23 protein-coding genes are annotated in these 26,393 nt (G+C 66.8%); 15 read left to right on the forward strand and 8 right to left on the reverse strand.

Annotated elements, in window-relative coordinates; all coding sequences use genetic code 11:
- Positions 1 to 103: 103 nt before the first annotated feature.
- Complete coding sequence (gene leuA, locus QZM35_RS28095) at positions 104 to 1,813, reverse strand: 2-isopropylmalate synthase (protein WP_174975515.1); 1,710 nt, start codon at positions 1,811 to 1,813, stop codon at positions 104 to 106.
- Positions 1,814 to 2,788: 975 nt separating this feature from the next.
- On the opposite strand from leuA, the gene QZM35_RS28100 reads away from it, so the two are divergent.
- The 3 genes from QZM35_RS28100 (at position 2,789) to QZM35_RS28110 (ending at position 5,154) form a co-directional block, all read left to right on the forward strand.
- The gene (locus QZM35_RS28100; protein WP_047901918.1) at positions 2,789 to 3,178 is read left to right on the forward strand and encodes a fucose-binding lectin II; all 390 of its coding nucleotides are present in this window, start codon (positions 2,789 to 2,791) and stop codon (positions 3,176 to 3,178) included.
- A gap of 137 nt (positions 3,179 to 3,315) precedes the next feature.
- Positions 3,316 to 4,167 carry a fucose-binding lectin II gene (locus QZM35_RS28105; RefSeq protein WP_089428566.1) on the forward strand — a complete coding sequence of 284 codons (852 nt, stop codon included), beginning with the start codon at positions 3,316 to 3,318 and terminating at the stop codon, positions 4,165 to 4,167.
- Positions 4,168 to 4,314: 147 nt separating this feature from the next.
- Positions 4,315 to 5,154 (forward strand): AraC family transcriptional regulator, encoded by an 840-nt coding sequence (locus QZM35_RS28110; RefSeq protein ID WP_089428567.1) that lies wholly within the window; start codon positions 4,315 to 4,317, stop codon positions 5,152 to 5,154.
- Between the two features lie 60 nt (positions 5,155 to 5,214).
- Here QZM35_RS28110 and QZM35_RS28115 read toward each other — a convergent pair whose 3' ends face one another.
- Positions 5,215 to 6,597: a M23 family metallopeptidase gene (locus QZM35_RS28115; RefSeq protein WP_301777256.1), complete on the reverse strand. Its 1,383-nt coding sequence runs from the start codon at positions 6,595 to 6,597 to the stop codon at positions 5,215 to 5,217.
- A gap of 342 nt (positions 6,598 to 6,939) precedes the next feature.
- On the opposite strand from QZM35_RS28115, the gene QZM35_RS28120 reads away from it, so the two are divergent.
- Positions 6,940 to 7,809, forward strand: a complete 870-nt coding sequence (locus tag QZM35_RS28120; RefSeq protein WP_301777257.1) for a mechanosensitive ion channel family protein — start codon at positions 6,940 to 6,942, stop codon at positions 7,807 to 7,809.
- A gap of 68 nt (positions 7,810 to 7,877) precedes the next feature.
- Here the strand turns inward: QZM35_RS28120 and QZM35_RS28125 are convergent, their stop codons facing one another.
- On the reverse strand, positions 7,878 to 9,011 hold the full coding sequence (locus QZM35_RS28125) for a branched-chain amino acid ABC transporter substrate-binding protein (protein ID WP_301777258.1): 1,134 nt from the start codon (positions 9,009 to 9,011) through the stop codon (positions 7,878 to 7,880).
- Between the two features lie 144 nt (positions 9,012 to 9,155).
- Positions 9,156 to 10,193, reverse strand: coding sequence for a histone deacetylase family protein (locus tag QZM35_RS28130; protein WP_174975479.1), 1,038 nt, complete (start codon positions 10,191 to 10,193; stop codon positions 9,156 to 9,158).
- Between the two features lie 115 nt (positions 10,194 to 10,308).
- Here QZM35_RS28130 and QZM35_RS28135 point away from each other — a divergent pair, with 115 nt between their 5' ends.
- From QZM35_RS28135 to dbpA, 5 genes are all read left to right on the forward strand, one after another.
- Positions 10,309 to 10,797 carry an Lrp/AsnC family transcriptional regulator gene (locus tag QZM35_RS28135; RefSeq protein WP_174975480.1) on the forward strand — a complete coding sequence of 163 codons (489 nt, stop codon included), beginning with the start codon at positions 10,309 to 10,311 and terminating at the stop codon, positions 10,795 to 10,797.
- A gap of 69 nt (positions 10,798 to 10,866) precedes the next feature.
- Entirely contained in the window at positions 10,867 to 11,172 is a 306-nt protein-coding gene (locus tag QZM35_RS28140) for a hypothetical protein (RefSeq protein ID WP_089433238.1), read from the forward strand.
- A 492-nt stretch (positions 11,173 to 11,664) separates the two neighbouring features.
- Entirely contained in the window at positions 11,665 to 13,326 is a 1,662-nt protein-coding gene (gene mqo / locus QZM35_RS28145; protein ID WP_301777259.1) for a malate dehydrogenase (quinone), read from the forward strand.
- 277 nt (positions 13,327 to 13,603) lie between these two features.
- Positions 13,604 to 13,801, forward strand: coding sequence for a hypothetical protein (locus tag QZM35_RS28150; protein WP_011356541.1), 198 nt, complete (start codon positions 13,604 to 13,606; stop codon positions 13,799 to 13,801).
- A complete protein-coding gene (gene dbpA / locus QZM35_RS28155) occupies positions 13,798 to 15,195 on the forward strand; it encodes an ATP-dependent RNA helicase DbpA (RefSeq protein WP_301777260.1) in 1,398 nt (465 codons plus the stop codon). The genes QZM35_RS28150 and dbpA overlap by 4 nt, the downstream gene beginning before the upstream one ends.
- A 160-nt stretch (positions 15,196 to 15,355) precedes the next feature.
- Here dbpA and QZM35_RS28160 read toward each other — a convergent pair whose 3' ends face one another.
- A complete protein-coding gene (locus QZM35_RS28160) occupies positions 15,356 to 16,180 on the reverse strand; it encodes a phosphate/phosphite/phosphonate ABC transporter substrate-binding protein (RefSeq protein ID WP_301777261.1) in 825 nt (274 codons plus the stop codon).
- Between the two features lie 300 nt (positions 16,181 to 16,480).
- On the opposite strand from QZM35_RS28160, the gene QZM35_RS28165 reads away from it, so the two are divergent.
- Both QZM35_RS28165 and QZM35_RS28170 read left to right on the forward strand, forming a co-directional pair.
- Entirely contained in the window at positions 16,481 to 17,506 is a 1,026-nt protein-coding gene (locus QZM35_RS28165; RefSeq protein WP_174975484.1) for a fatty acid desaturase, read from the forward strand.
- A gap of 184 nt (positions 17,507 to 17,690) precedes the next feature.
- The gene (locus tag QZM35_RS28170) at positions 17,691 to 18,893 is read left to right on the forward strand and encodes a benzoate/H(+) symporter BenE family transporter (protein ID WP_174975516.1); all 1,203 of its coding nucleotides are present in this window, start codon (positions 17,691 to 17,693) and stop codon (positions 18,891 to 18,893) included.
- Positions 18,894 to 18,918: 25 nt separating this feature from the next.
- On the opposite strand, the gene QZM35_RS28175 is transcribed toward QZM35_RS28170, so the two are convergent.
- A complete protein-coding gene (locus tag QZM35_RS28175; RefSeq protein WP_174975485.1) occupies positions 18,919 to 19,806 on the reverse strand; it encodes an NAD(P)H-binding protein in 888 nt (295 codons plus the stop codon).
- Positions 19,807 to 20,058: 252 nt separating this feature from the next.
- Positions 20,059 to 20,976 (reverse strand): AraC family transcriptional regulator, encoded by a 918-nt coding sequence (locus tag QZM35_RS28180; RefSeq protein ID WP_089428578.1) that lies wholly within the window; start codon positions 20,974 to 20,976, stop codon positions 20,059 to 20,061.
- A gap of 195 nt (positions 20,977 to 21,171) precedes the next feature.
- On the opposite strand from QZM35_RS28180, the gene QZM35_RS28185 reads away from it, so the two are divergent.
- Positions 21,172 to 21,372, forward strand: a complete 201-nt coding sequence (locus QZM35_RS28185; RefSeq protein ID WP_089428579.1) for a hypothetical protein — start codon at positions 21,172 to 21,174, stop codon at positions 21,370 to 21,372.
- Between the two features lie 21 nt (positions 21,373 to 21,393).
- Here QZM35_RS28185 and QZM35_RS28190 read toward each other — a convergent pair whose 3' ends face one another.
- Positions 21,394 to 22,347 (reverse strand): LysR family transcriptional regulator, encoded by a 954-nt coding sequence (locus QZM35_RS28190; RefSeq protein ID WP_046548935.1) that lies wholly within the window; start codon positions 22,345 to 22,347, stop codon positions 21,394 to 21,396.
- 101 nt (positions 22,348 to 22,448) lie between these two features.
- Here QZM35_RS28190 and QZM35_RS28195 point away from each other — a divergent pair, with 101 nt between their 5' ends.
- The 3 genes from QZM35_RS28195 to QZM35_RS28205 all read left to right on the forward strand — a co-directional run bounded on the left by QZM35_RS28195 (position 22,449) and on the right by QZM35_RS28205 (position 26,367).
- Positions 22,449 to 23,807 (forward strand): NAD(P)/FAD-dependent oxidoreductase, encoded by a 1,359-nt coding sequence (locus QZM35_RS28195; RefSeq protein ID WP_089428580.1) that lies wholly within the window; start codon positions 22,449 to 22,451, stop codon positions 23,805 to 23,807.
- A 326-nt stretch (positions 23,808 to 24,133) separates the two neighbouring features.
- Positions 24,134 to 24,568 (forward strand): phosphatase, encoded by a 435-nt coding sequence (locus QZM35_RS28200; protein WP_043178987.1) that lies wholly within the window; start codon positions 24,134 to 24,136, stop codon positions 24,566 to 24,568.
- Between the two features lie 179 nt (positions 24,569 to 24,747).
- A complete protein-coding gene (locus QZM35_RS28205; protein WP_301777262.1) occupies positions 24,748 to 26,367 on the forward strand; it encodes a histidine-type phosphatase in 1,620 nt (539 codons plus the stop codon).
- The last annotated feature ends 26 nt before the right edge of the window (positions 26,368 to 26,393 follow it).

A 26,393-nucleotide genomic window follows, 5' to 3' on the forward strand; every position in this document is an offset into this window, starting at 1 on the left:
AAAGCGGAACTACGTGCCGCGCTCTCAGGATCGTGCGGCAGCAACCGAACGCACGACGATGCAGCCGCGCCGGTCACCCCCGGCGCGGCCACCGTGCCCCCGCTTACGCGACAGCCTTCACCGCGGGCTGCGCAGCAAAAAACGTCGCCTGCACCGCGTCGTCCGCGCGCGCATACGCGCGGTTGATGCCGCTGATCACCGCGCGGATCGACGCGGTCGTCAGGTTCGCGTCGATGCCGACGCCGAACGCGCTGCCGCGCACGCCCGTGCCGGCCAGTTCCGCGATCGCGATCGCCTTCGCATCGGCGCCTTGCGACAACGCACGCTCCTCGTAGTGCTGGATCCGCAGCGGCGTGCGCAACGCATGCATCAGCGCATCGAGCGGGCCGTTGCCTTCACCCCGCAGCACGCGGCGCTCGCCGTGCACGTCGGCGGTCAGCACGATCGTCTCGCGGCCGTCGCGCTCGGTCAGCTCATGGCCGACATAACGCAGCGGCGCGTCGCCTTCCACGTATTCCTGCTGGAACAGCGACCAGATCTGCGCGCTCGTCACTTCGAGCCCGCTGTCGTCGGTCAGGCGCTGCACGGCCGCGCTGAAGTCGACCTGCAGGCGGCGCGGCAGCGCGACGCCGTAGCTCTGCTCGAGCAGGTACGCGATACCGCCCTTGCCCGACTGGCTGTTCACGCGAATGATCGAGTCGTACGTGCGGCCGACGTCGCTCGGATCGATCGGCAGGTACGGCATTTCCCATACGGCATCGGGGCGCTGCACCGCAAAGCCCTTCTTGATCGCGTCCTGGTGCGAGCCGGAGAACGCGGTGAACACCAGGTCGCCGACGTACGGATGGCGCGGGTGGATCGGCAGCTGCGTGCATTCCTCGGCCGTGCGCGCGACTTCGTTGATCTGCGAGAAATCGAGGCCCGGATCGACGCCCTGCGAGTACAGGTTCAGCGCGAGTGTGACGAGATCGACGTTACCGGTGCGCTCGCCGTTGCCGAACAGGCAGCCCTCGATCCGGTCCGCGCCGGCCATCACCGCGAGTTCGGCCGCCGCGACCGCGGTGCCGCGGTCGTTGTGCGGATGCACGGACACGATCAGCGCGTCACGGCGCGCGAGGTTGCGGTGCATCCATTCGATCTGGTCCGCGTAGAAGTTCGGCGTGCCGACTTCGACGGTGGCCGGCAGGTTCACGATCGCCTTGTGCTCCGGCGTCGGCTGCCACACGTCGAACACGGCGTCACAGACTTCCTTCGCGAAATCGAGCTCGGTCGCCGTGAAGGTTTCCGGGCTGTATTGCAGCGTGAAATGCGTGTCGGTCGCGGCGTCGGCGAAGCGCTTGATCGTGCGCGCGGCGTTCACCGCGAGCGTCTTCACGCCGTCGCGGTCGAGGCCGAACACGATCTTGCGGAATTCCGGCGCGGTGGCGTTGTACAGGTGCACGATCGCGCGCTTCGCGCCGCGCAGCGAGTCGAACGTGCGCTCGATCAGGTCGTCGCGCGCCTGCGTGAGCACCTCGATCGTCACGTCGTCGGGAATGTGGCCGCCTTCGATCAGCTCGCGCACGAAATTGAAATCGGTCTCGGACGCCGACGGGAACGCAACCTCGATCTCCTTGAAGCCGATCGCGACCAGCATCTTGAACATCCGCATCTTGCGCGCGGCGTCCATCGGCTCGAACAGCGACTGGTTGCCGTCGCGCAGGTCGGTGCTCATCCAGATCGGCGCCTGCGTGATCGTGCGCGTCGGCCACATCCGGTTCGGCAGGTTGACGGGCGTGAACGGTCGGTACTTCGTCGCGGGGTTCTTCAGCATCATGATGTTCGGTCCTCGGTCGGTGGGTCGGGAACCCGCGGCGCGCTGGCCATCCGTCGGGGTGGCAGGCTGCGCGCGCAGCGGTGAAAACGGGTGAAAGCGGGTGAAAGCGGGTGAAAGCGGCACAACGGCAAAGCGGTACGGCGAGCGACAGCCTTGGCGGTTGAGCGACCGGGACGGAGCGGAACGATTCGGAAGAAGGACGAACTCAGGCGCCGGTCGACAACCGGGGCCAGGTCGATAATGCGGGGGAAATCTGGCGCTTCAGGAAAGAAGCAGATGGAAAGCGCGCAGCCGCAGACCCAGCCCGGAGAAACGGGCTAGTAGTCGTAGCGAGAAGCGGGGCTGGGCGGCTTGCATGGCCGAAATCAAATCACAGGGGGATGGGGGCTGTCAACGGGCTGGGCGCACATGGCGCGGAATTTGATGGCTCAGAATCAGTCCTGTCCGATAGGCGGCGCGCCGCCCCGTCGATATGCTTCATGGGTGCGGCGCCGGTGAGGCCCCTGTTCACGTTCGGAGTGAGTTGGTCTACGTACTTCGCCGGTTGCCGCACCCCCTCCTGTAGCAATCAATCGGGTTTCGGTGTGGGCGTTCGGTGGTGGCCGGTGGGCGCGGCCACGACCGAGATGCTGATGTTGAAACCAACGCTGCCATATGCGAACGCCGAGCGTCCGCGCCGAAGCCCGATTGCCCCCGCCTCCCCAGCCCGCCCCGCCCTGCCCGCGCAACCGCGCATCGTTCAGGAAATCGATACGCTAGTCGATATAGTTTCTCGAATATATCGAAATACCTTCGATTAAACGCAGTTCATTAAATCGATTAACCGCCATTTTCGGTTTGCTGAACAATGGCCATTCCCCGGCGATTATTTTTTTATTTATTTTTCGGCATGCTCGGAACGTCGCATTTCAAACGGCAAACGTTTGCGCGACACAGCTGGAAGCCTTATCCATCATTCCTCAGGAGGAAAGCATGGCCGATTCTCAAACGTCATCCAATCGCGCCGGCGAGTTTTCGATTCCGCCGAATACCGATTTCCGCGCGATTTTCTTCGCGAATGCCGCCGAGCAGCAGCACATCAAGCTGTTTATCGGCGACAGCAAGGAGCCCGCCGCGTATCACAAGCTGACGACGCGCGACGGCACGCGCGAAGTGACGCTGAATTCCGGCAACGGCAAGATCCGCTTCGAAGTGTCGGTGAACGGCAAGCCGTCGGCCACCGACGCGCGCCTCGCACCGATCAACGGCAAGAAATCGGACGGCTCGCCGTACACGGTCAACTTCGGGATCGTCGTGTCGGAAGACGGCCACGACAGCGACTACAACGACGGCATCGTCGTGCTCCAGTGGCCGATCGGCTGACCTGACCCGCGTCTGACGACGCACCTGACGCGTCACCCCCGCCGGCCGTCTCCGGGCCGGCCGGCGGTTGCGCGCCGCCTTCAGCGGCACCGCCCCCCCCTTTTGCATCGAAACCCGCCCAACCAACGGAGACATCCATGCCCCTCCTTTCGGCTTCGATCGTCAGCGCCCCCGTGGCGACCTCGGAAACCTACGTCGACATCCCGGGCCTGTACATCGACATCGCCAAGGCAGAGATTCGAGACGGGAAACTGCAGGTCATCCTCAACGTGCCGACGCCGTACGCGACCGGCAACAATTTCCCCGGCATCTATTTCGCGATCGCGACCAACAAGGGCGTCGTCGCGGACGGCTGCTTCACCTATTCGTCGAAAGTGCCCGAGGCCACCGGGCGCATGCCGTTCACGCTCGTCGCGACGATCGACGTCGGCACCGGCGTCACGTTCGTGAAGGGCCAGTGGAAAAGCGTGCGCGGCAGCGCGATGCACATCGATTCGTACGCGAGCCTGTCCGCGATCGGCGATACGGCCGCGCAATCGTCGTCGTCCGGCAGCGGAAGCGGCGAAACCGGCGCGGGCGGCAATCCGGGCGACTCGGGTAGCACGGGTAGCACGGGTAGCGGCACGATCGGCGGCAGCGGCGAGCGCGACGGCACGTTCAACCTGCCGCCGAACATCAAGTTCGGTGTCACCGCGCTCACCAATGCGGCGAACGACCAGACGATCGACATCTACATCGACGACAACCCGAAACCGGCCGCCACGTTCAAGGGCGCCGGCGTGCAGGACCAGAACCTCGGCACCAAGGTGCTCGACTCCGGCAAGGGGCGTGTGCGCGTGATCGTGATGGCGAACGGCAAGCCGTCGCGGCTCGGCTCGCGGCAGGTCGACATTTTCAAGAAGTCGTACTTCGGGATCGTCGGCTCGGAAGACGGCACCGACGACGACTACAACGACGGCATCGTGTTCCTGAACTGGCCGCTCGGCTAAGCGGTGTCACGCTGCAACCCCTCATCGCCACGCCGCCCGGCGTGGCGATCCGCGTGGACGCCCCTGCCTGCCCCCGCCCCGCAAGAACGATCAAACGCCCCCGCCGCCGATACCATATAGTCCGCCCGACACGCTCATTGGAAAGCCATGAATCCGGTAGGACAAGCACTCTGGTTTATCGAAACCAAACTGGACCGCGAACTGACGCTCGACAGGATCTCCGCCAATTGCGACATGTCGCGCTTCGGCTTCTCGCGCCTGTTCTCGATGAACACCGGCTGGCCGGTGATGCGCTATGTGCGGGCGAGGCGGCTGACGCGTGCGGCACGCACGCTGGCGCAAGGCGCGCCGGACATCCTGCAAGTGGCGCTCGATGCTGGTTATGGCTCCCATGAGGCGTTCACGCGCGCCTTCCGCGATTGCTTCGGCATCACGCCCGAAGACGTGCGGGCACGGCGCACCCTTGACGGGTTGTCTCTAGTGGAGCCGCTTCGCATGAAAGAACTGAAGATCATCGACGTCGTACCGTCACGCTTCGAAACCACCGGCAAGCGGCTGATCGCCGGCATGAGCGACCGCTACACCTTCGAAACCAACGAAGGCATTCCGGCGCTGTGGCAAGCGTTCATCCCATACATCGGTACCCTTCCAGGCCAGGTCGACGACGTGACCTACGGCGTGTGCTGCAACCCCGATGCGGATGGCAGTTTCGAATACATCGCGGGCGTGGAAGTGACGAGCCGCGAACGGTTGCCCGCACCCTTTCGCTGGATCGAACTCGAACCGCAGCGGTATGCGGTCTTCGAACACGTCGGGCATATCTCCACGCTGCACCAGACGTTCTACAGCATCTGGAACGGCTGGCTGCCGACGTCAGGGTTCAAGGCGGTCGACGCGCCCGAGTTCGAGCGCTACAGCGCGGACTACGATCCGGTGACGGGCGCCGGCGTGCTGGAAATCTGGTTGCCTGTCGAACCTGCTGCGTAAGCGGTTTGCCTTGATCGGCCGCGGCGTGGCTCGCCACGGCCGGCGGCACCTCGCCAACCATCAACCGGCCCGCGATCCGGCAGGCTCCGACATCGCCACCGGCTGCGACCACCCGGCCGAAGCCAGGCGCGTGCGTGCATCGAGCACCACGCGATTGAACGCGACGCGCCGTTCGCCCTTCAGCTTCGCTGCCTTGCCCGCCTGCACCAGCGCGACCGGGTCGACGAGACGGGCATGCCGCCGAACCTCGAAGTGCAGATGCGGCCCCGTGGCCGTACCCGTGCTGCCGACCTCGCCGACACGCTGGCCGCGCGCAACCCGCATGCCGGTTCGCAGCGTCGGCTCGAATGCCGACAGGTGCGCGTAGTACGACGCATAACCGCCGTCGTGACGAATCACCACGTACTTGCCGTAGCCGCGCGGCTCGGTGCCGATGAACGAGACGACGCCGCGCTCCGACGCATGAACCGCACGCCCGGCCGGCGCCGCGAGATCGACGCCGGAATGCACGTGACGTGCGCCGGTGACCGGATGCACGCGCGTACCGAAATGCGAGCTGATCCGGTTTGCGCTGACCGGCATCGCAAACCGCGCGCCGGCAAGGGGCATGCCGTCGAGGTCGTAATAGGCGCCCGGCGAGCCGGCATCGGGCGCAAACCACACGGCCGCGACGTGCTGGCCGTGCAAGCGAAGCTCGAGCGCCGTCACGCGCACGCCGCCCGGCAGTTTGGCCTCACTGTCCGGTTCGTAGGCGACGCGGAACGTATCGCCCAGCGCACCGTGCTGTTTCAGGTCGATGCGACCGGCGAGCAGGCGGGTGATCTGCGCGGCAACGCCGGCCGGCAGATCGGCGCGCGCCAGCGACGCCTGCAGGCTGCCGACGATCGCGCCGGCCCGCGCGCCGCGTTCGGCTTGCTCGAACATGAACGGCTCGGCGCCGGCAAGATCGACCGGGCGCCGTTCGAACGCGGCGGGCTCGCCCGTCGCGGGCAACGCCGACGCAAGACCGTAATCGAACCTCGACGCGTACGCGCGTTCGACCGCGCCGCGCGCCGCGTCGCACAGCACGCGGTAAGCCACGCAGGCACCGAAGCGCGCCACCGGGTCGTCGCGTTCGCCGGCCGTCGGCGCGGTCGACGCGGTCGACGCGGTTGACGCATGCGACGTGTAGGCCACGTCGAGCGGCGCGGCCGTCGATGCGTGCAAGCCGCCCCACGTCGTGCGCGCGGCATTGAAAAAGGGCACGTCGACAAGGTCGGCCGTCACGGGCGAAAACGGCGCGGCGTCGTGCGACGCATCTGCCACCGCACCCGGTGCGCCGGCCACACAGGCCGCCGCGATGACACCGCGCAGCAGCGCGCGGCGCATCGGGAAACCCTGAACGCCGCGCTGTGCGGGTTGACCTTGTTCGCGTGCGAGACGGAAACGCAGGTCTAACCGCATGACGTCGTCACTCGCTGTCTGTCAGTAAAAAATCGGGAAAGAACCGGGTATCGCGGAGGAACGATCGTCGCGACCCAGCAACGTGAAAACGAGTGTATCGGTGCGATCGAATCGGCTAAATAGGACTAGTCTCATTTGATGGAAAAGCCGCTTAGTACAAAAACGAAACCTCGATTTCGCGGCCTGACGGCACGGCCATGCGGCATTCGACCCCACCCGTTCGGGCGAACCATTGTGTGCCGCGTACAGTCGAACGCTGCCCGGCGCGTGAGCGCAAGCCTGCCCGATTACGGCGGGCACGCCACGCGTCACGCATCGTTTCTTCAACCCGGAATCCCGTTAATGTTTCTCGATCAACTACATCCGGAACGCTGGACGTTCCTGTGGAACGCGCTGTCCACTCTTTCTCTCAAGTTGTGCGCCGGCCTGGCGCTGCTCGTCGCCGGCTGGTGGCTGTCGAAACGCATCGGCAACTGGCTGAACCGTCTGCTCTCGAACAAGGAGCGCGTCGACGACACGCTGCGGCCGATCCTCTGCGACGTCGCCGTGTGGGGCATCCGCATCGTCGCGATCGTCGGCGCGCTGTCGCAACTCGGGATCGAAACCGCGAGCATCGTCGCAGTGCTCGGCGCGGCCGGCCTCGCGATCGGGCTCGCGCTGCAGGGCACGATGCAGAACATCGCGGCCGGCATCATGCTTCTGCTGCTGCGGCCGTTCAAGGTGGGCGACTATATCGACGGCGGCACGGGCGTCGCGGGCACCGTCGACGAGGTCGGGCTCTTCATGACGCGGCTGACGAAGCCGGACGGCATCTGCGAATACGTGCCGAACAGCGCGCTGTGGGGCAGCTCGATCCGCAACTACACGCGCAACCCGACGCGCCGCCTCGATCTCGAAGTGGAAGTGTCGGTGCATGACGATATCGATCGCGCGCTCGACGCGCTGCGCAAGCTGGCGCTCGTCGACCCGGACGTGCTGCAGGATCCGGAGCCGAACGTGATGGTGATGCGCTTCGACGACAGCACGGTCGTCGCAAACGTTCGCGTGTGGACGCACACCGACAAGTTCTGGGACATGCGCTGGCGTCTGGCGCGGCAGGCTCGCAAGGCACTCGCCGACGCGCACTGCGCGCTGCCGATCCGCACGCGCGAGCTGCACATCGTGCATGACGCGGAGCGTCGCGCCGAACGCGCGCAAACGCACGCGCTGTAAACGGCGAAGGCCGCGACGCACCGCCTGCTTCGCGGCCTTCGCAACGTCAATGCAACTTCACCGCCGCATCACATCTTCACGATATCGAGCAGCGCCTTCTTGCCGCTCCTGTACGTGAACACCGAGATCGCGCCGTGCCTCAGGTCGCCCTGCGGCGTGAAGCTCGTCTCGCCGATCACGCCCTTGTAGTCGGTCGCGGGCATCGCGGCCAGCACCTTCGCCGGATCGGTCGAGTTCGCGCGCTTCATCGCGTCGACGATGATGTACACGGCGTCGTACGAGAACGGCGCATACACCTGCATCGGCTGGTGATAACGCGCTTCGTAGCGCTTCGCGAACGCCGCGCCGCCCGGCATCTTCTCGAGCGCGATGCCGGCCTCGGAGCACACGACGTTGTCGGACGCGGGGCCCGCGAGCTTCGGCAGGTCGGTCGAGCACACGCCGTCGCCGGCGAGGATCTTCGCGCGCATGCCGAGCTGGCGCGCCTGCTTCGCGAGCGGGCCGCCCGTCGCGTCCATGCCGCCATACATGATCGCGTCCGGGTTCGCGCCCTTGATCTTCGTGAGGATCGCGCGGAAGTCGATCGCCTTGTCGTTGGTCGCATCGCGCGACACGACCTTCATTCCGGCGGCCTTCGCGGCCTTCTCGAACTCGGTCGCGAGGCCCTGGCCGTACGCGGTCGAATCGTCGACCACCGCTACCGTCTTGATGCCCAGGTTCTTCGCCGCATACATCGCGAGCGCCGGCCCCTGCTGCGCGTCGGTCGCCACCACGCGATAGGTCGTCTTGAAGCCCTGCTGCGTGTAGGTCGGGTTGGTCGCGGCCTGCGAGATCTGCACGACGCCGCCGTCGCGATAGACGCGCGACGCCGGAATCGACGTGCCCGAGTTGTGATGGCCGACGACGCCGATGACCTTGTCGTCGACGAGCCGCTGCGCGACCTGCGTCGCCGTGCGCGGATCGCCCGCGTCGTCCTGCGCGTCGAGTTGCAGCGTGACCTTCTTGCCGCCGATCGTCAGGCCCTTCGCATTGATTTCCTCGACCGCGAGGCGCGCGCCGTTCTCGCTGTCCTTGCCGAGGTGCGCGATCGCGCCGGTCAGCGGTGCGACGTGGCCGATGCGCACGATCTCGTCCGCGTGTGCGGACAGCGCGCACGTGAGCGCCGCCGCTGCCGCGAATGCCGTCATGGAATGTCGAAGCATGTCTGTCTCCTGGTCAGTCTTGTGGGCCCCGTTCAACGCGGGACGTGTTGTGGTTCGGATGACGAATCGGTTTCGGTCAGTGATGCAGCGCGTCCTGCACCGTGGGCCGCGACCCTGTCGGCGGCACGGCTGCGGTGCCGCGCGTTACGCGCGCCCTTCGAATCCCAGCAGCACGTTGACCGCATTGATGCCGATCTCGTCGACCATGTAGCCGCCTTCCATCACGAACAGCGTCGGTACGTTCAGGCGCGCGAGCGCCGCGCCGATGCGCAGATAGTCGGGCGAGCGCAGCCGGAAATGGCTGATCGGATCGTGCTCGAACGTATCGACGCCGAGCGACACGACGAGCGCGTCGGGTGCATGCGCGGCGATCGCGGCGGCCGCGTGGTCGAGCGCCGCCGAGTAGGTGTCCCACAGCGTGCCCTTCGGCAGCGGCAGGTTCAGGTTGAACCCTTCGCCCGCGCCGATGCCGCGCTCGTCCGCGTAGCCGGAGAAGTACGGATACGACACCGGCGGCTCGCCGTGGATCGACGCGAACAGCACGTCCGCGCGGTCGTAGAAGATGTCCTGCGTGCCGTTGCCGTGATGGAAATCGACGTCGAGCACCGCGACGCGCGTGGCGCCCTGTGCGACGCAGTGCTGCGCCGCGATCGCCGCGTTGTTCAGGTAGCAATAGCCGCCCATGTACTCGCGGCCCGCGTGATGGCCGGGCGGGCGGCACAGCGCGAACGCCGCGCGCGCCGCGCCGCTCGACAGCAGGTCGGCGCCGGTGAGCGCCGAGTTCGCGCTCGCGCTCACGGCATCCCACGTGCCGGCGTTGATCGGCGCGCCCGCGTCCATCGCATAGAAGCCGAGCTTGCCGTCGATGAACGCGGGCGCGGTGGCTGCGGCCGGCATCGCGCGCACCGGCCACACGAGCGGCAGCGCCTGGCAGGTGCGGCCCGTGGCGACCCACTCGTCCCATGCGCCGGCGAGGAAATCGACGTAGCGGGCACTGTGCGCGGCCGCGTAGTGGGCGCGGTCGAACGGCTTCGGCGCGATCACGTCGCCGAGGCCGGCGGCACGCACCTGCGCGAGCACCGTTTCGGCGCGAAGGGGGTTTTCGAACGAATCGGTGATCGCGCCGTCCTTCAGTTCGACGCCGCGATGCAGGTGGTGATCGCTGCTGTAGACCGTGAGCATGGTTGGGTGTTGCAGTGAGGGTGGCAACAGTTTATTGACGGCAACCGGCAATAGCTTTGCTTTCGACGCGCGCGTTTCGTACAATTTTGAGAAAACCGCCTACGGATTCCCGGAAATGAGCAAAAATCGCGCTTCGGTCGAACTGGATGGCGTCGACCGCGCCATGCTGCGCCTGCTGCAGGACGACGGCGCGCTGTCGAACGCGACGCTCGGCGAGAAGCTGTCGCTGAGCGTCACGCCGTGCTGGCGCCGCCGCAAGCGGCTCGAGGACGAAGGCGTGATCACCGGCTACCAGGCGAACCTCGACCGGCGCGCGCTCGGCATGAACGTGTTCGCGTTCGTGCAGGTGACGTTCAACATGCATTCCGGCCAGGATTCGGATCACTTCGAGGACGTGATGCGGCGTCACGACGAAGTGACGTCCTGCCACAAGATCACCGGCGCGGCCGACTACATCCTGCAGGTCGTCGCGGCCGATCTCGACGCGTACGCGGAATTCGTCGAGCACGTGCTGCGCAAGCAGGCCGGGGTGTCGTCGATCCAGTCGAGCCTCGCGTTGCGTGAAGTGAAGTTCTCGTCGCGCGTGCCGGTGCCGGGCGACTGACCGTTCATGCTGTTCCGCGCCCGTGCCCGGGCATCCGTTGTCGATCGTCATCCCATGGAGCGCTACCTGATGAAACGTCTTCTTCCGTCTGCTTCGCTGGCCGCCGCCATGGCCTGCGCGCTCGCGTTGAGCGCCTGTGCGGCGCAACCCACCGAGCCGGCCGCCGCGTCGGCGCCGGCCGAGGCTGCCGCGCCGCCCCCGCCGCCGATGCCCGGCAGCGATCGCGATCCGCACGGCTGCATCCCGTCGGCCGGCTATTCGTGGTGCGAACAAACGCAGCAATGCGAGCGCCCCTGGGAACTCGCGAAGCAGAAGGGCTTCGCGAATTCGGCGCAGGCGTACGAGCAGTTCTGCCGGAACAATTTCGCGAAGTGACGCAACATGGCATGACGTGATCGGGACGCGGTGCGACGCCGCGCCCGACACCCCCGATCCCGCGCAGTTATCCCCAGCTTTCCCGCTTCCCGCGACCGCCATTCCGGAAACCCGGACACACACAAAACCCCACAAAAACAACGGGTTTTTTCGTTTGTGACACAGCAAACGAGTTCGGTTACATTACGCGCCCCTTGCCACCCCGCCTCCGCAAAACGCGTCGCGCGCGGCCTCTTTCCACGCAGCCTGAAGCGTCTTCCGCTCAGGCTTGCCGCAAGGGCCCGGGCGCGTAGTGCGCCACTGTGACGCAGGCGCTTGCCTGCCCGCAGGCAGCCGATCCGAAGGTGTCCTTCCCGACGGCTTCGCGTGCGCAAATGCAACGGCGTGCGGCGTCGATCCGGAATTCCGGATTCGCGTGTCCGGATCTCCGGATCCGTGTTTCATCGCGATCGACACCCGCGCCGGGCGGCTTGGCAAACCGATGCATCCAAGTTGAAAAAGGGATCTGCTGTGATCAAAACGTTACGGGTAATACTGTCGGCGCTCGCGCTGTGCGTCGCGACATCGTCCGCGCATGCCGCCGATACGAAGAAGGTCGACGTCCTGCTGGTGGGCGGCGGCATCATGAGCTCGACGCTGGGCGTCTGGCTGCACGAGCTTCAACCTGACTGGTCGATGACCATGGTCGAGCGCCTCGACGGCGTCGCGCTGGAAAGCTCGAACGGCTGGAACAACGCCGGCACCGGCCACTCGGCGCTCGCCGAGCTGAACTACACGCCGGAGAAGGCGGACGGCAAGATCGACATCTCGAAGGCGATCGAGATCAACGAGTCGTTCCAGATCTCGCGCCAGTTCTGGGCGTGGCAGGTCAAGCAGGGCGTGCTGAAGAACCCGCACGCGTTCATCAACTCGACGCCGCACATGAGCTTCGTGTGGGGCGACGACAACGTCCGCTTCCTGAAGAAGCGCTACGAAGCGCTGCAGGCGAGCCCGCTGTTCCGCGGCATGCAGTATTCGGAAGACTACGACCAGATCAAGCAGTGGGTGCCGCTGATGATGGAAGGCCGCGACCGCAACCAGAAGGTCGCGGCGACGTGGACGCCGATCGGCACCGACGTGAACTTCGGCGAGATCACGCGCCAGTTCGTCGGCTACCTGAAGACGCAGCCGAACTTCACGCTGTCGCTGTCGAGCGAAGTGCGCGAGATCTCGCGCAATGCCGACGGCACGTGGCACGTGAGCTGGGTCAAGCTGCACTCGGATGAACCGGCGCAGTCGGTCGACGCGAAGTTCGTGTTCATCGGCGCGGGCGGCGGTGCGCTGCACCTGCTGCAGGCATCGGGCATCCCCGAGGCGAAGGACTACGGCGCATTCCCGGTCGGCGGCTCGTTCCTCGTGACGGACAACCCCGAAGTCGTGAAGCAGCACTTGGCGAAGGCGTACGGCAAGGCGTCGGTCGGCTCGCCGCCGATGTCGGTGCCGCACCTCGACACGCGGATCATCGACGGCAAGAAGATCATCCTGTTCGGGCCGTTCGCGACGTTCTCGACCAAGTTCCTGAAGAACGGCTCGTACTTCGACCTGCTCAAGAGCACCAACACGCACAACGTCGCGCCGATGATGCGCGTGGGCGTCGACGAATTCCCGCTGGTCCAGTACCTCGCCGGCCAGCTGATGCTGTCCGACGACGACCGCTTCAACGCGCTGAAGGAATACTTCCCGAACGCGAAGAAGGAAGACTGGCGCCTGTGGCAAGCCGGCCAGCGCGTGCAGATCATCAAGCGCGACCCGGTCAAGGGCGGCGTGCTGAAGCTCGGCACCGAGATCGTCGCGTCGCAGGACGGCAGCATCGCGGGCCTGCTCGGCGCATCGCCGGGCGCGTCGACGGCCGCGCCGATCATGCTGAACCTGATGAAGAAGGTGTTCAAGGACAAGGTCGCGACGCCCGAGTGGCAGCAGAAGATCCGCCAGATCGTGCCGAGCTACGGCACGAAGCTGAACGACAGCCCGGCGAAGGTCGTCGAGGAATGGACGACCACCAGCGACGTGCTGCAGCTGTCGCCGCCGCCGAAGATCGACCTCAGCACGCCGTCGCAGGCCACCGGCACCGCGCCGGCCCGCCCGGCGAAGGCGGCGACCGACATGGCGCTGTAACGCGCCGAGCGCCGCGCGACACCCTCGCGCCGCACGACACGGCCGCCCTCCGGGGCGGCCGTTTTTCTTGGCGGGTCGCGGGCGAAACCGCCCGGCGGGCCGCCCGCTTCCGCTAGAATTGCGGCACGCGCGACCCTGTCGCCGCTCGATCCATCATCCGCATCGACGCAATCCAAGCGACGCCCGGTGCGGCCCGCGCCCAAGCCGCGCGAGCGCCGCCCGCCGTTGCCGCGCCCGCCCGGGCGCGCCATCAACCGAATTCAGCTGGAGAAAGACCGTGTTTACCTGCCGAAACCAGAGCTGCGGCACGCCGTGGGAGCAGTCCGACGTCGTCATCAAGGACGAAGGCCAGGGGCTGCTGTTCCGCTGCCCGCTGTGCGGCGCGCGCAACTACCTCGAACGCTTCGAGGACGACGAAGGCAAGGTCGTCTACGAGCAGATGGAAGGCCGCCCCTACCTCGGAGACCTGGAATGACCCAGCCGACCGCCACGCCGTTCAGCGCGCTGTCGTTGACGCCCGCCACGCTCGCCAACCTCGCGCAGCTCGGCTATGTCGACATGACGCCGATCCAGGCCGCGAGCCTGCCGGTCGCGCTGGCCGGCCAGGACCTGATCGCGCAGGCGAAGACGGGCAGCGGCAAGACCGCCGCGTTCTCGCTCGCGCTGCTGGCGCGCCTCGACGCACGCCGCTTCGACGTGCAGGCGATGATCCTGTGCCCGACGCGGGAACTCGCCGACCAGGTCGCGCAGGAAGTGCGCCGCCTCGCGCGCGCCGAAGAGAACGTGAAGGTGCTGACGCTGTGCGGCGGCACGCCGATGCGCCCGCAGGCGCAGAGCCTCGAGCACGGCGCGCATATCGTCGTCGGCACGCCGGGCCGCATCATGGATCACCTCGATCGCGGCAACCTGAAGCTCGACGTGCTGAATACGCTGGTGCTCGACGAAGCCGACCGGATGCTCGACATGGGCTTCTTCGACGATATCGCGAAGGTCGCACGGATGTGCCCGACCACGCGCCAGACGCTGCTGTTCTCCGCGACCTATCCGGACGGCATCGCGAAGCTGAGCCAGCAGTTCCTGCGCAACCCGAAGGAAATCAAGCTCGAAGAGCGTCATGACAACAGCAAGATCCGCCAGCGCTTCTATGAAGTAACGGAGGACGAGCGGCTGCATGCGGTGGGCCAGTTGCTGAACCACTACCGGCCGGTGAGCACGATCGCGTTCTGCAACACGAAGCAGCAGTGCCGCGACCTGCTCGACGTGCTGCACGCGCAGGGCTTCCACGCGCTCGCGCTGCACGGCGAGCTCGACCAGCGCGAACGCGACCAGGTGCTGATCCAGTTCGCGAACCGCAGCTGCTCGGTGCTGGTGGCCACCGACGTCGCCGCGCGCGGGCTCGACATCGCGCAGCTCGAAGCGGTGATCAACGTCGACGTGACGCCCGACCCCGAAGTGCACGTGCACCGTATCGGCCGCACCGGCCGCGCGGATCAGGACGGCTGGGCGCTGAGCCTGGCGAGCATGGACGAGATGGGCCGCGTCGGTGCGATCGAGCAGGCGCAGAAGCGCGACGTCGAATGGCATCCGCTCGCGGAACTGACGCCGGCCGACGACGGCGTGCTGACGCCGCCGATGGAAACGCTGCAGATCCTCGGCGGGCGCAAGGATAAGATCCGCCCGGGCGACGTGCTCGGCGCGCTGACCGGCGACGCCGGGTTCGACGGCAAGCAGATCGGCAAGATCAACGTGACCGAGTTCTCGACCTATGTCGCGCTCGAGCGCGGTGTGGCGCGCGATGCGCTGCGCAAGCTCAATGCCGGGAAGATCAAGGGCAAGCGGGTCAAGGTCCGGTTGATGGACGAAGAATAAGCGGTAACGTGAAGGCGTCGCGGCGGCATCGCCGCGCCGTGGCGCCTAAGCCCAACCTGAATCTGCCCCTGACCTTGCATCGCCCCGGGCAACCTGCCGTCGTCGCCCCGCTTTCGGCAATCGGCCGCCGCCCCGTCAAGCCGCCCGCATCGCCTGCTTGCTATGCGAGCGCCGGATACCCGTGCGCAGCAGCCTCCTGCTCCAACCGCGCAATCGCCTCGTAGTCATCCGGCGACAGCCGTTCGAATCCTTTCAGCCGCAGCACGCGCGCCCGCTCCACATCGGTCGCCACCGCGCGGTCGAGCGCATCTCGCAAAGCAGCGACCTGTGTATCTTCGAGTGCGCGCGATGCGATGAACGGCAATCCCGGCGCAGCGGCCGTCATCCCGATAATCCGGATATCCTGCAGCAGCTCGGGCAACGCGTCGCGCACATACGCGAACGTCACGCAGTCGATCGCCGCGCAATCGGCTTCCGCTGAAGCCAGCCCACGCAGCACGTTCAGATGCGAACCGAGCGCTGCAACCGATCCGAAGAATCGTCCGTCGCGTGCATGCGGCGCGACCGCATGCCGGAGCGCGTTCATCCCGCTGTGCGAATCGCTACCGTTAAATGCGGCCCGCAGCCCCCGGCATGCGGCGAGCGTCGTCGCGCCGCCCGCATGCGCGCGTGCCGACACGACCAGCACACTGCTGTAGTGCGCGCCGTGGCAACCATCCGCATCGAACACGGGGGTTGCGATCAGTCGCACGACATCGCGCAGGCCCAGCATCCGGTACGGGTAGCCGCAGGTCTGCGACAGCAGCAGATCGTCGCGCCGCCACAGCGCGTGCAGGTCGGCGAAGGGTTCGTCGGGAAGCGTGACATCGGCAGGCCCGCCCGCGTTCGCGAACGCATCGAGCGTGTCGCGCAGCAGGGCGCGCCACAGCGCATCGTGGCGCGGCGTCACGTTATACATCGGCAGGGCGGCGATCCATGAGTTCATGCGGGCATTCTACGCATCGACGCTCACGCAGCGAAACCCGATTCGATCACAGTAAAACGGGGGCTGATCGTCGCGCAGCACGCCCGAAGCTTATCGGCCGCTCGACGATAAGCAAATGCGAATCGATTGGTTGGCCGGGCGGCGCGATCCCGGTACCGTCCTGATGCCTGCCCGAGCATCGCCATTGCACGTGATAACGGACAGGCCGACCGTGATCCGCGAGACACCTGCGCACCCGGGCCGAGCGCACCGGTTCAACCGCTCGTTCCCCGCACTGCCCGTTCAATCCGCCTCAACGCCATGGCCGAATACTTCGACGTCGACCACGCGCGTGCGATCGCCGCGCTCGACACCCGCTTCACCGCCCGCACCGAGTGGCCGACCTGGCTGCTGGTCGTCGCGATCTACGGCGGCTGGCTCGCCGTGCTGCTGCTCGTGCGCGACGGCACCCTGTCGCTCGCGGCCGCGACGCTGCCGCTGATCCTGCTCGGCGCGTGGCACCTGTCGCTACAGCACGAGCTGCTGCACGGCCACCCGACACGCTCCGCCCTCGTGAACAAGCTGCTCGGTTATCCGCCGTTGACGGTCTGGTATCCGTACACGCTGTATCGCGATACGCACCTCGACCACCACCGCGACGAAGACCTGACCGTGCCGGGCGTCGATCCCGAAACGAACTACGTCACGCGCGAACGCTGGGCGCAGCTGCCGCGCTGGCGCCGCGTGCTGACGGTCGCCCGCAAGACTTTCATCGGACGCTTCATCGCCGGGCCGCCGTTGAGCATCTTTGCGATGTGCATCGATGCATTCGCCGCGTTTCGTCGCGGCGACTTTCGCTATCTGCCGATGTGGGCGATGCATATCGCCTGCGTGGTTGCGCTGCTCGCGTGGCTGCAATGGGCGATCGGCGTGCCGTGGTGGTATTACCTGCTCGTGGTCACGTGGCCCGCGCTGTCGATCGCGATGATCCGCTCGCTGTACGAGCACCGCGCCGCGCCGCATCCGAAGGCGCGCATCGCAATCAATGAAGCCGGCTTCGCGATGCGGCTGCTGTACCTGAACAACAACTATCACCTCGTCCATCACGACCTGCCGAAGCTGCCGTGGTACGACCTGCCGCGTGCGTACCGGATGCGCCGCGACGCGTATGCGCGGAAGTGCGGCGGCTTCGTGATTCGCGGCGGGTATCGCGAACTGCTCGCGCGCCATGCGTGGACGCCGACCGATACGCCCGTGCATCCGTTCGATCAGGGCACGGCGTCGTTGTCGACGGGCAGCGGTGTGAAGGTGGCGGTGGTCGACAAGGTGCTGCAGATCAGCACGTGACGTGCGGCGGAGCCGACGATTCGTCCGCCCCGCCGCGCATTCCTTACGAAACGCCAACATTCTTGCTCCCGCCCGCGCATTGCCAATTGCGTCGGCAATGCCCAGAATGGCGGCTCGTCCGGGGCTTCCAACAATCATTCGCCCCGGCTCTGCTCCCGGCCGCGCGCCGCATGCCCCCACGACGATGCAACCGAACACCCCGCCCGGCGCAATCCGCGCGATCGGCAACGACTGGTCCGTTTCCGCGATTACCGCGGGTTTTCTCGCGGTACTGATTTCCTACGCGGGCCCGCTCGCGATCTTCTTCCAGGCCGCGCAGGCCGCCCATGCGTCGAATGCGATGGTGTCGTCGTGGGTCTGGGCGATCTCGATCGGCGCGGGCATTTCGGGCCTGTTCGCGAGCTGGAAGCTGAAGGTGCCGGTCATCACCGCGTGGTCGGCGCCCGGCACCGCGCTGCTCGTCGGCCTGTTTCCGCAACTGACGCTCAACCAGGCCGTCGGCGCGTACATCACGGCCGCGCTGATCATCCTGCTGATCGGCGTGACCGGCTATTTCGACCGGCTGGTGCGCCACATTCCGCGCGGCATCGCGTGCGGGATGATGGCCGGCATCCTGCTGCCGTTCGGCACGCATGCGTTCGCCGCCGCGTCGGAGCAGCCCGCGCTCGCGTTCGGGATGATCGCCGCCTACGTGATCTTCAAGCGCCTGCTGCCGCGCTACAGCATCGTGCTCGTGCTGCTGACGGGCGCCGCGCTCGCGACGCTGCTCGGGATGACGCATCTCGGCAACGTGTCGGCGAGCCTCGCGCACCCGATCTTCATCGCGCCCGAATGGACGCTCGGCACGACGCTCAGCCTCGCGCTGCCGCTCGTGGTCGTCAGCCTCACCGGCCAGTTCCTGCCGGGCATGACGATCCTGCGCGTGTCCGGGTATCACACGCCCGCGCGGCCGATCATCACCGCGACCAGCGTGATGTCGCTCGTGGTCGCGTGCTTCGGCGGGATCACGATCGTCGTCGCGGCGATCACGGCCGCGCTCTGCACCGGCAAGGACGCGCACGAGAATCCGGACCGGCGCTACATCGCCGGGCTCGCGAACGGGGCAATCTACCTGATCGGCGGGCTCTTCGCGGGCACGATCGTCACGGTGTTCTTCGCGCTGCCGAAGGCGTTCGTCGCGATCCTCGCGGGGCTCGCGCTGATCGGCGCGATCGGCGCGAACGTGCACGGGATCTTCGAGGACGAGAACCACCGCGAGGCGTCGCTGATCACGTTCCTCGCAACCGCGTCAGGCATGACGTGGCTCGGGCTCGGCGCCGCGTTCTGGGGGATCGTGATCGGGTCACTTTCGTATGCGGTACTGAACAAGGTTCGGCGATCGGCGTGATGCGCCACGCGCGTCGCCGCCACTGTTATCGCGCGTGCTGGCGCACCAGTTGCGCGAGCGCATCGGCCAGCGTCGTCGTGCCATACAGCCGCTCCGACACGCCCTCCTCGACGTCGATCTGCCCCGCGTTGTGCACATCGTAGAGATCGACGATCAACTGCGCATGTCGTTCGCTGAGGCCCGCGCGCAGCAGCGTCGCGGCCCACGTCTCGCGCGGCAACTCATGCGCGACGATGGCCCGGCCGGCCGCCGCGGCGAGCGTATCGGCGATCGCCGTCACACTCACCCGCCGCGGCCCTTCGACACTGACGATGCGCGGACCATTGCCGCCTTCCGGCGCATCGAGCAGCAGCCGCGCCGCGACGACGCCCACATCAGGCGCCCAGACCGTCGGGAACACCTTGCCGACCGGATGGTGAAAGCTCGGCAGCACGCCGGTGCCGAGCGCGACCGGCAGGATGCGCGTCCAGTTCTGCAGATGCTCAGCCGAACGCAGCAGCGTCACGTGCGTCGGGATCGTCCGCAGCCGTTCCTCGAAGTGATGAAACAGACGCGTGATGCCCGTATTGCCGTCGCGCTCCGCACCGTAGTCCGACAGCGCGAGCAGCACCGGCGGCGGGTTGGCGGCGAGCGCGGCAGCCGCGACGTCGATCGTCCGCGTCATCGTCGCGGCCGGATCGGGGTCGGCGACCGGCACCGGGCACAGGATCTGCACGGCCCGCGCGCCGTCGATCGCCGATGCGACCGCGTTCGCGTCGGTCAGCTCTGCGGTCACGACGTCGCAGCCAAGCTGCGCGAAACGTTCACGATGGCGTGCGTCGCGCAATACCGCGCGCACGGGATGGCCGGCGTTGCGTAGGGCCGTCACGGTCGACTGGCCGACGTTGCCGGATGCACCGAAGATCACGAACACGATTCGCTCCTGAGAGGATGAAAGTGCGGTGATTGTCGGTTTGCGCGACGGGAACGGCGCGCACGGAGGGATGAAACCAGCAGGAAAGGATGACGGATTGGCTGGCGGCTGTCATGCGGGCCGTCCGCTGCCTCGCCTTCCGCGTCGAATCGTACGGTCTGCCTCTAGCCGAGGAACAGTCCGGGAGCCTGTTGGACAATTGCCCCGGGATCCGGCGCGACGACTGATCTCCGGCGCGGCGCCATCGCTCCGCTACGCGTCACCCCCGCTACCTTCGCCGTCATACGCGAGCCGCAGCCCGCCCCGCGCCCCCGACCGCGCAATCTCGGTCGGCGTCGCGCCCAGCACGCGATTCATCCAGTTCGCCATGTGGCTCTGATGCGCAAACCCGGCCTCGAGCGCGATCTGGCTGATGCTGAGCCGGCCTTCGAGCAGCAACGCCTTCGCGCGCTCGACCCGGCGCCGCACGACGTACTGGTGCACCGGCATCCCGAGCGTCTCGCGGAACAGCACCTTGAAATGCGGCACGCTGATGGACACGAGCGCCGCGAGTTCGGCCAGCGTCATGCGCCGCTCCAGGTTCGCTTCGACGTAGTCGATCACGCGCGCGGCCGCCTTCGGCGCGAGCGTGCGGCGGCGCTCGCGGAATGCCGGCTGGCCGTCGACCAGCCGCGCGACGAGCGCCGTGCACAGGCTTTCCGCATAGAGCGGATCCGACGCGTCTTCCGCTTCGAGTTCGGCGGCCATCGCCCACGCGATGTGCTGCAGGCGCGGGTCACGCACCTGCAGCCGGCGGCGGATCTGCCCCTGCGACGGCTTCAGTTCGAGCTGTTCGACGGTCCGCCGCACGAAGGTGTCGCTGAGCGCGATATGGAGGATCTGGCAGTCGGCGCTGTCGGTCCACTGGCCGGGCAGGCCGGCCGGAATCACGTCGACGTCGCCATGCGCCTGGATGCGCGACACACGCTCGCCGTCGCACACGCAATCCGCGCGAACGGGTGACCCGATATGCACGCCGATCCGGTGATGCTCGGCCGCCGGAATCCGGTAGGTGCCCGCGCGGATGGCCAGCAGCGACGCCCCGAAGCCCTGCCAGCCGAGCCCGCGGCTCGAGCGCAGGCTGACCGGGACGCCGTTGTCCGTCGGCGCCGCGAGAATCGCATCGCTCATGGCCTTCCTCCTGTGGATCGGGATGTCGAACGCGCATTGTGACGCGTTTTCGGGCGGTCTGCCGGGCCTGCCGGCGGCCCGCCCCGGGTCGAGCAGAAAAAGATCATCCGTTCCTGCTCAGGGCCATCCTTGCGTGCGCGCCGGCGGGTGCCGCACCGCTTACGATGGCCCCATCCGACACCTACGGAGACCGTCATGCCCCATCAGTGCCTCGTGCAACGCGCCGCGTTCACCGTGCGCTCGCCTTCCGCCAATCGCCCCTCATCCGGCCCCCGCAACGACCGCACCGCCTTCGCCACCATCGCCGCCTGGTGCCTGCGCATCGTCGGCTGGACCCGGCTCGAACGGCTGCTCGCATCGATCCCCGACAGCAACGACGACTTCGGGCTCGTCTGACCGGCCGGTCAACGCATCCGCCTACTTGCGCCGCCGCTCGTGCGGCGCCACCGTCGCGCCGTCGATCACCGGCGCGCCCTGCTTGATCAGGAAATCGCGGAACAGCCCCGTGACCTGCGAAATGCGCCGGTCGGCGAGCGTGACCACATACCACTCGCGCTCGATCGGGTTGCCGGGGAACGGCAGTTGCCCGAGCAGCCCGGTGCGCAGTTCGAGTGCACACGCGTGCAACGACAGGAACGCCACGCCGAGCCCCGCTTCGGCCATCTGCTTGATCGCCTCGTTGCTCGACAGTTCGGAGCCCACATGGAACCGGTAGCCCGCGTTCTTGAACAGGCTCTCGACGGTCGAGCGCGTACCCGCGCCGCGTTCGCGCACGAGCAGGTGCGCGGATTCGAGATCCTTCAGCGCGACGCGCTTGCGCTGCATCAGCGGATGGCCGGGCGCCGCGACGAACACCATCGGATGCTTCGCGAACTCGACCGCATGCGTGCGCAGTTCCTTCGGCGCGCTGCCCATCACCGCGAGATCGATTTCATGCGTGGCGAGCATGCGGATGATGTCGTCGCGATTGCCCACCTTGAAATAAGTCTTCACATGCGGACGCGTCGCGGTGAATTTCACGAGCAGCGGCGGAATCAGGTACTCGGCCGTCGTGATCGCGCCGATCCGCAGCGTGCCGCCGAGATCGCCCGTCAGCGCGGCCACTTCGTCACCGGCCTCGCTCCACAGATGCAGGATCTCGCGCGCATAGCGCGACACGATCTCGCCGGCGGCGGTCAGCTGCACGCCGCGCCCCACCCGCTGCAGCAACGCGGCACCCACCGCCTCCTCGAGCAGGCGCACCTGCAGCGACACGGCCGGCTGCGTCAGGTTCAGTTCCTCGGCCGCCCGCGACACGCTGCCGAGCCGCGCAATCATGTCCAGCGCCTTCAGCTGCCGGAACGTCGCGGTCTTTCCTATAAGTGAATACATATGAGTCGCTTATAAACATTAAATTGTTCGAGTAGGTTCGAAACTATATCGTCGGTTCTTGAGCAATGTCATCCGAATCGTCATTAAAGCGGGAGCCCTACATGGACAACACCACGCCCAACCTTGCAACGGATCGCGCCCCGCGCCTGCCGCGCATCGTGATCGTCGGCGGCGGCGCCGGCGGCCTGCACCTCGCCACGCGTCTCGGCGATACGATCGGACGCCGCGGACAAGCCGAAGTCGTGCTCGTCGACCGCTATCCGACGCACTTCTGGAAGCCGCTGCTGCACGAAGCCGCATCGGGCCATCGCGACCCGGCCTCGCACACGATCGAATACGCGGCGCAAGCGAAGCGCCACGGCTTCCGCTTCGTGCAGGGCGCGCTGCAACAGGTCGACCGCGCGGCACGCACCGCGACGATCGCGGCCGTGCAGGACGCGGACGGCACGGAAATCCTGCCGCAGCGCGAGCTCGGTTATGACGATCTCGTGCTCGCCGTCGGCAGCGTGACGAACTTCTTCAATGTGCCGGGTGCGGCGCGCCACGCACTGCCGCTCGAGAACCTCGACCAGGCCGAGGATTTCCGCCGGAAGTTCCTCGCGGCCTGCACGAAGGCGAATCACCTGGCCGAGCAGCAGCCCGCGCGGCGCGCGGCGCCGATCTGCATCAACGTGATCGGTGCGGGCGCGACGGGCGTCGAGCTGGCAGCGGCATTGCGCGATGCGATCCAGCAGCTGACGACGTACCGCTTCAAGGCGCTGGTGTCCGCACGCGACGTGCACATCCGGCTGATCGAAGGCGGCCCGCGCATCCTGCCGGCGCTCGACGAGCGGCTGTCCGGCAAGATGCACGCGCAGCTTCGCGCGCTGAACGTCGACGTGCTGACCGATACCCGCGTGGCGGAAGTCGGTGCGGACGCCGTGACGACCTCGACCGGCGAACGGCTCGCGAGCGACATCACGATCTGGGCGGCCGGCGTGGCGGGCCCCGCGTTCCTGCGGCAGATCGGCGACATCGCGCTCAACCGCTCGAACCAGGTGATCGTGACCGATACGCTGCAGACGCCGGACGATCCGCACGTGTATGCGTTCGGCGACTGCGCCGCCTGCCCGACGGGCGGCGCGAACGGCTTCCTGCCGCCGCGTGCGCAGGTCGCTTATCAGCAGGCCGTGTACCTGGTCAACGCGTTCGCGCGGCGCGTCGCCGGCAAGCCGGTGGCGGGCTTCACGTTCCGCGATGCAGGCACCGTCGTGTCGCTCGGGCATGCGGGCGCCGTGTACCAGGCCGACATCAGTGTGCGTTCGCGCTCGCTGATCGTCGACGGGCTTGCCGCGATCGGGCTGTACAAATTCCTGTATCGCAAGCACCTGTTCAGCGTGGTCGGCGTGAAGCGCGCGCTGTTCCAGTCGCTGAGCCACTGGCTGCAAAGCCGCAACCAGCCGTCGATCAAGCTGCACTGATCACGCCTGTTCATACGCGGGATCGCAAGACGGCATATCGGGCGTGCATCGCTCGATATGCCGTTTTTTCATATGCACATGCGCGGTGCATTCACCGCGTGCGCGAATCTGGTGCATCACATCGAAGGCCGTCGATACGATGCGATTCGCGCGAAGTAGGCCGTGCGACACGCATCCCGCGTCCACATTGGCTCGACGTCCCATTCATTAGTCGAATCGTATGGGTCGGCTATAAATATTAATTGGTCGCGTTTTCCGGAACGACGCTAAGGTGTGTGGCATTCCCGTCGGCGAACGGATCATCACGTCTCTGAAGAGGAATCACCGTGGTCATCGAAGCCATCGTCACCCGTCTCGACGCAGCATTCGCGCAAATCGAAGCAACACCGGATTCGCATGAATCGCGCCATCAACGCGACGCGATCATCCAGTGGCTCGACCGAGCATCGGAAGAAGGATATCGACTCGGTCTCGTCACGACGCTGCCGGCCGCACGGCTCAGCGACATGTTCGAAGGCCAGTTCGGCCGCGCGAACCTCGACCGCTTCTCGGTCGTCGTCACGGACGCCAATCAGCAGGACTCCGGATCAAATCAGCATCCCTTCGACGTCGCGCTGCAAGCGCTCGGCGTACCGCCCGAACGCGCGGTGGCAATTGCGAGCAGCGAACCGGAGCGCCGCGAAGCCGAGCATTTCGGCCTGTCGCGCTGCGTGAACATCACCGACACCGTGCGCTCGATCGCATCGGCCGGCCTGCACTGAACGCCGGCACACGGGCCGACGGTGGCCGGCCTTCCTCGATCCGGCGGCAATCCGACGATTGCCCGACCGAATCCTGACATTCTGCTGTCAAAGTCGCTTGCAACACTTCCGGGCTTGACCGATCACGCCCGGAGACGGGACGACGCGAACCTGCCTCGTCCCGCCCGTTGCACGCCACGATGACACGCCCGATCCGCACCGCCACCGCCCTCGCGATTACCTGCCTGCTGCTCGCTGCCTGCGGCGGGGACGACTCGACACCGCCCGCGGCCTCTGCCGACAACAGCGGTTCGACGCCCGCACCGCAACCGCAGCCTCAGCCCAAGCCGACACCCGCGACTTACTACCAGACGAAGACGCCGTACCGTCCGCAGCAGGACGCCGCGACGTACGAAGCGCCGCCCGCCGGCTACGCGCCCGTCTATACGGAACTCGTCGCGCGCCACGGCTCGCGTGGATTGTCGGGCTTCAAGTACGACGGCGCGATCTACGCGATGCTGGTCAAGGCCGAGGCCGACGGCGCACTGACCACGCTCGGCGCGCAGCTCAAGGCCGACACCTACGCGATGATGAAGGCCAATGCGCTGCTCGGCTATGGCGTGGCGGGCATCTCGACGCCCGGGTACGGCAATCTCACGCAAACCGGCATCCGCGAACACCAGCAGCTCGCCGCGCGGCTCGCGCAGCGGTTGCCGGCCTTGTTCGCGGCCGGCAACCGGCAGGTCGTCGTCGTCAACTCGGGCCAGGATCGCGCGGTCGACAGCTCGACGTATTTCTCCGCGTCGCTCGTGGCCGCGCAGCCGGCGCTGGCCACGGCGATCACGCTGCCCGCCGCGCCGTCCGGCTATCCCGCGAACGCGCCGGTCGCGCAGCCGGCCGGCACCAACCGCTTCCTGCTGTATTTCCACTCGTTGAAGCCGGCCACCGATCTCGTAACCGACACCGGCAATCCGTACTACGCGACCTATCAGGCGAGCCAGGCATACCAGGCCTATGCGAACGACGCGACGGTGGCCGCAAAGCTCAACGCGATCAAGGCCGCGCCGCAGGCGGCCGACGTCGCGCAGACGGTGCTGTCCGCGCTGGTGTCGCAGGCCTTCATCGCGAAGCTCGGCACCGACGGCTACACGTTCGCGAACACGGGCACCTATGCATTCACGTCGGCGGACGGCAAGTTCACCAACACGCTGAAGGGCGACGGCAAGACGAAGATCGCAACGGCCGTCGATGCGGTGAACGTGCTGTACAACCTGCTGCAGGTCGCGCCCGCGATGACCGCGGAAACCGGCGGCGTCACGATGGAGAAGTACATCGGCGCGGAGCAGGCGCAGTATCTCGCGTATCTGCAGGATGCCGAGGACTACTACCAGAAGGGGCCGGGCATCCAGGAAGCGAACCCCGTCACGTACCGGATGGCGAAGGTGCTGCAGGACGATTTCTTCGGCGAAGTCGATGCGATCGCTCGCGGCGATCTGACCCGCGCCGCGAAGCTGCGCTTCACGCACGCGGAGATCGTGATTCCGTTCGCGTCGATCATGAACCTGAAGAACGTGTTCGTGCCGACGCCGCAGGCGCAGACCTATACATACGCGAGCAATCCGTGGCGCGGTGATCAGGTGTCACCGATGGCCGCGAACATGCAGTGGGATGTCTACCGCAACGGCTCGCGCCTCATCGTGAAGATGCTGTACAACGAGCGCGAAACGGATTTCCAGGCCGCGTGCGACGGCGCGAAGATCGCGCCCGGCAGCCACTTCTATGACTACGCGGGGTTGAAGCAGTGTTACGGGTATCAGTGAGGTGACGCGGGCAGCGGATGACGCAA

Origin of the sequence: Burkholderia sp. AU45274 (assembly GCF_030482505.1) — a bacterium.
Lineage (GTDB): Bacteria > Pseudomonadota > Gammaproteobacteria > Burkholderiales > Burkholderiaceae > Burkholderia.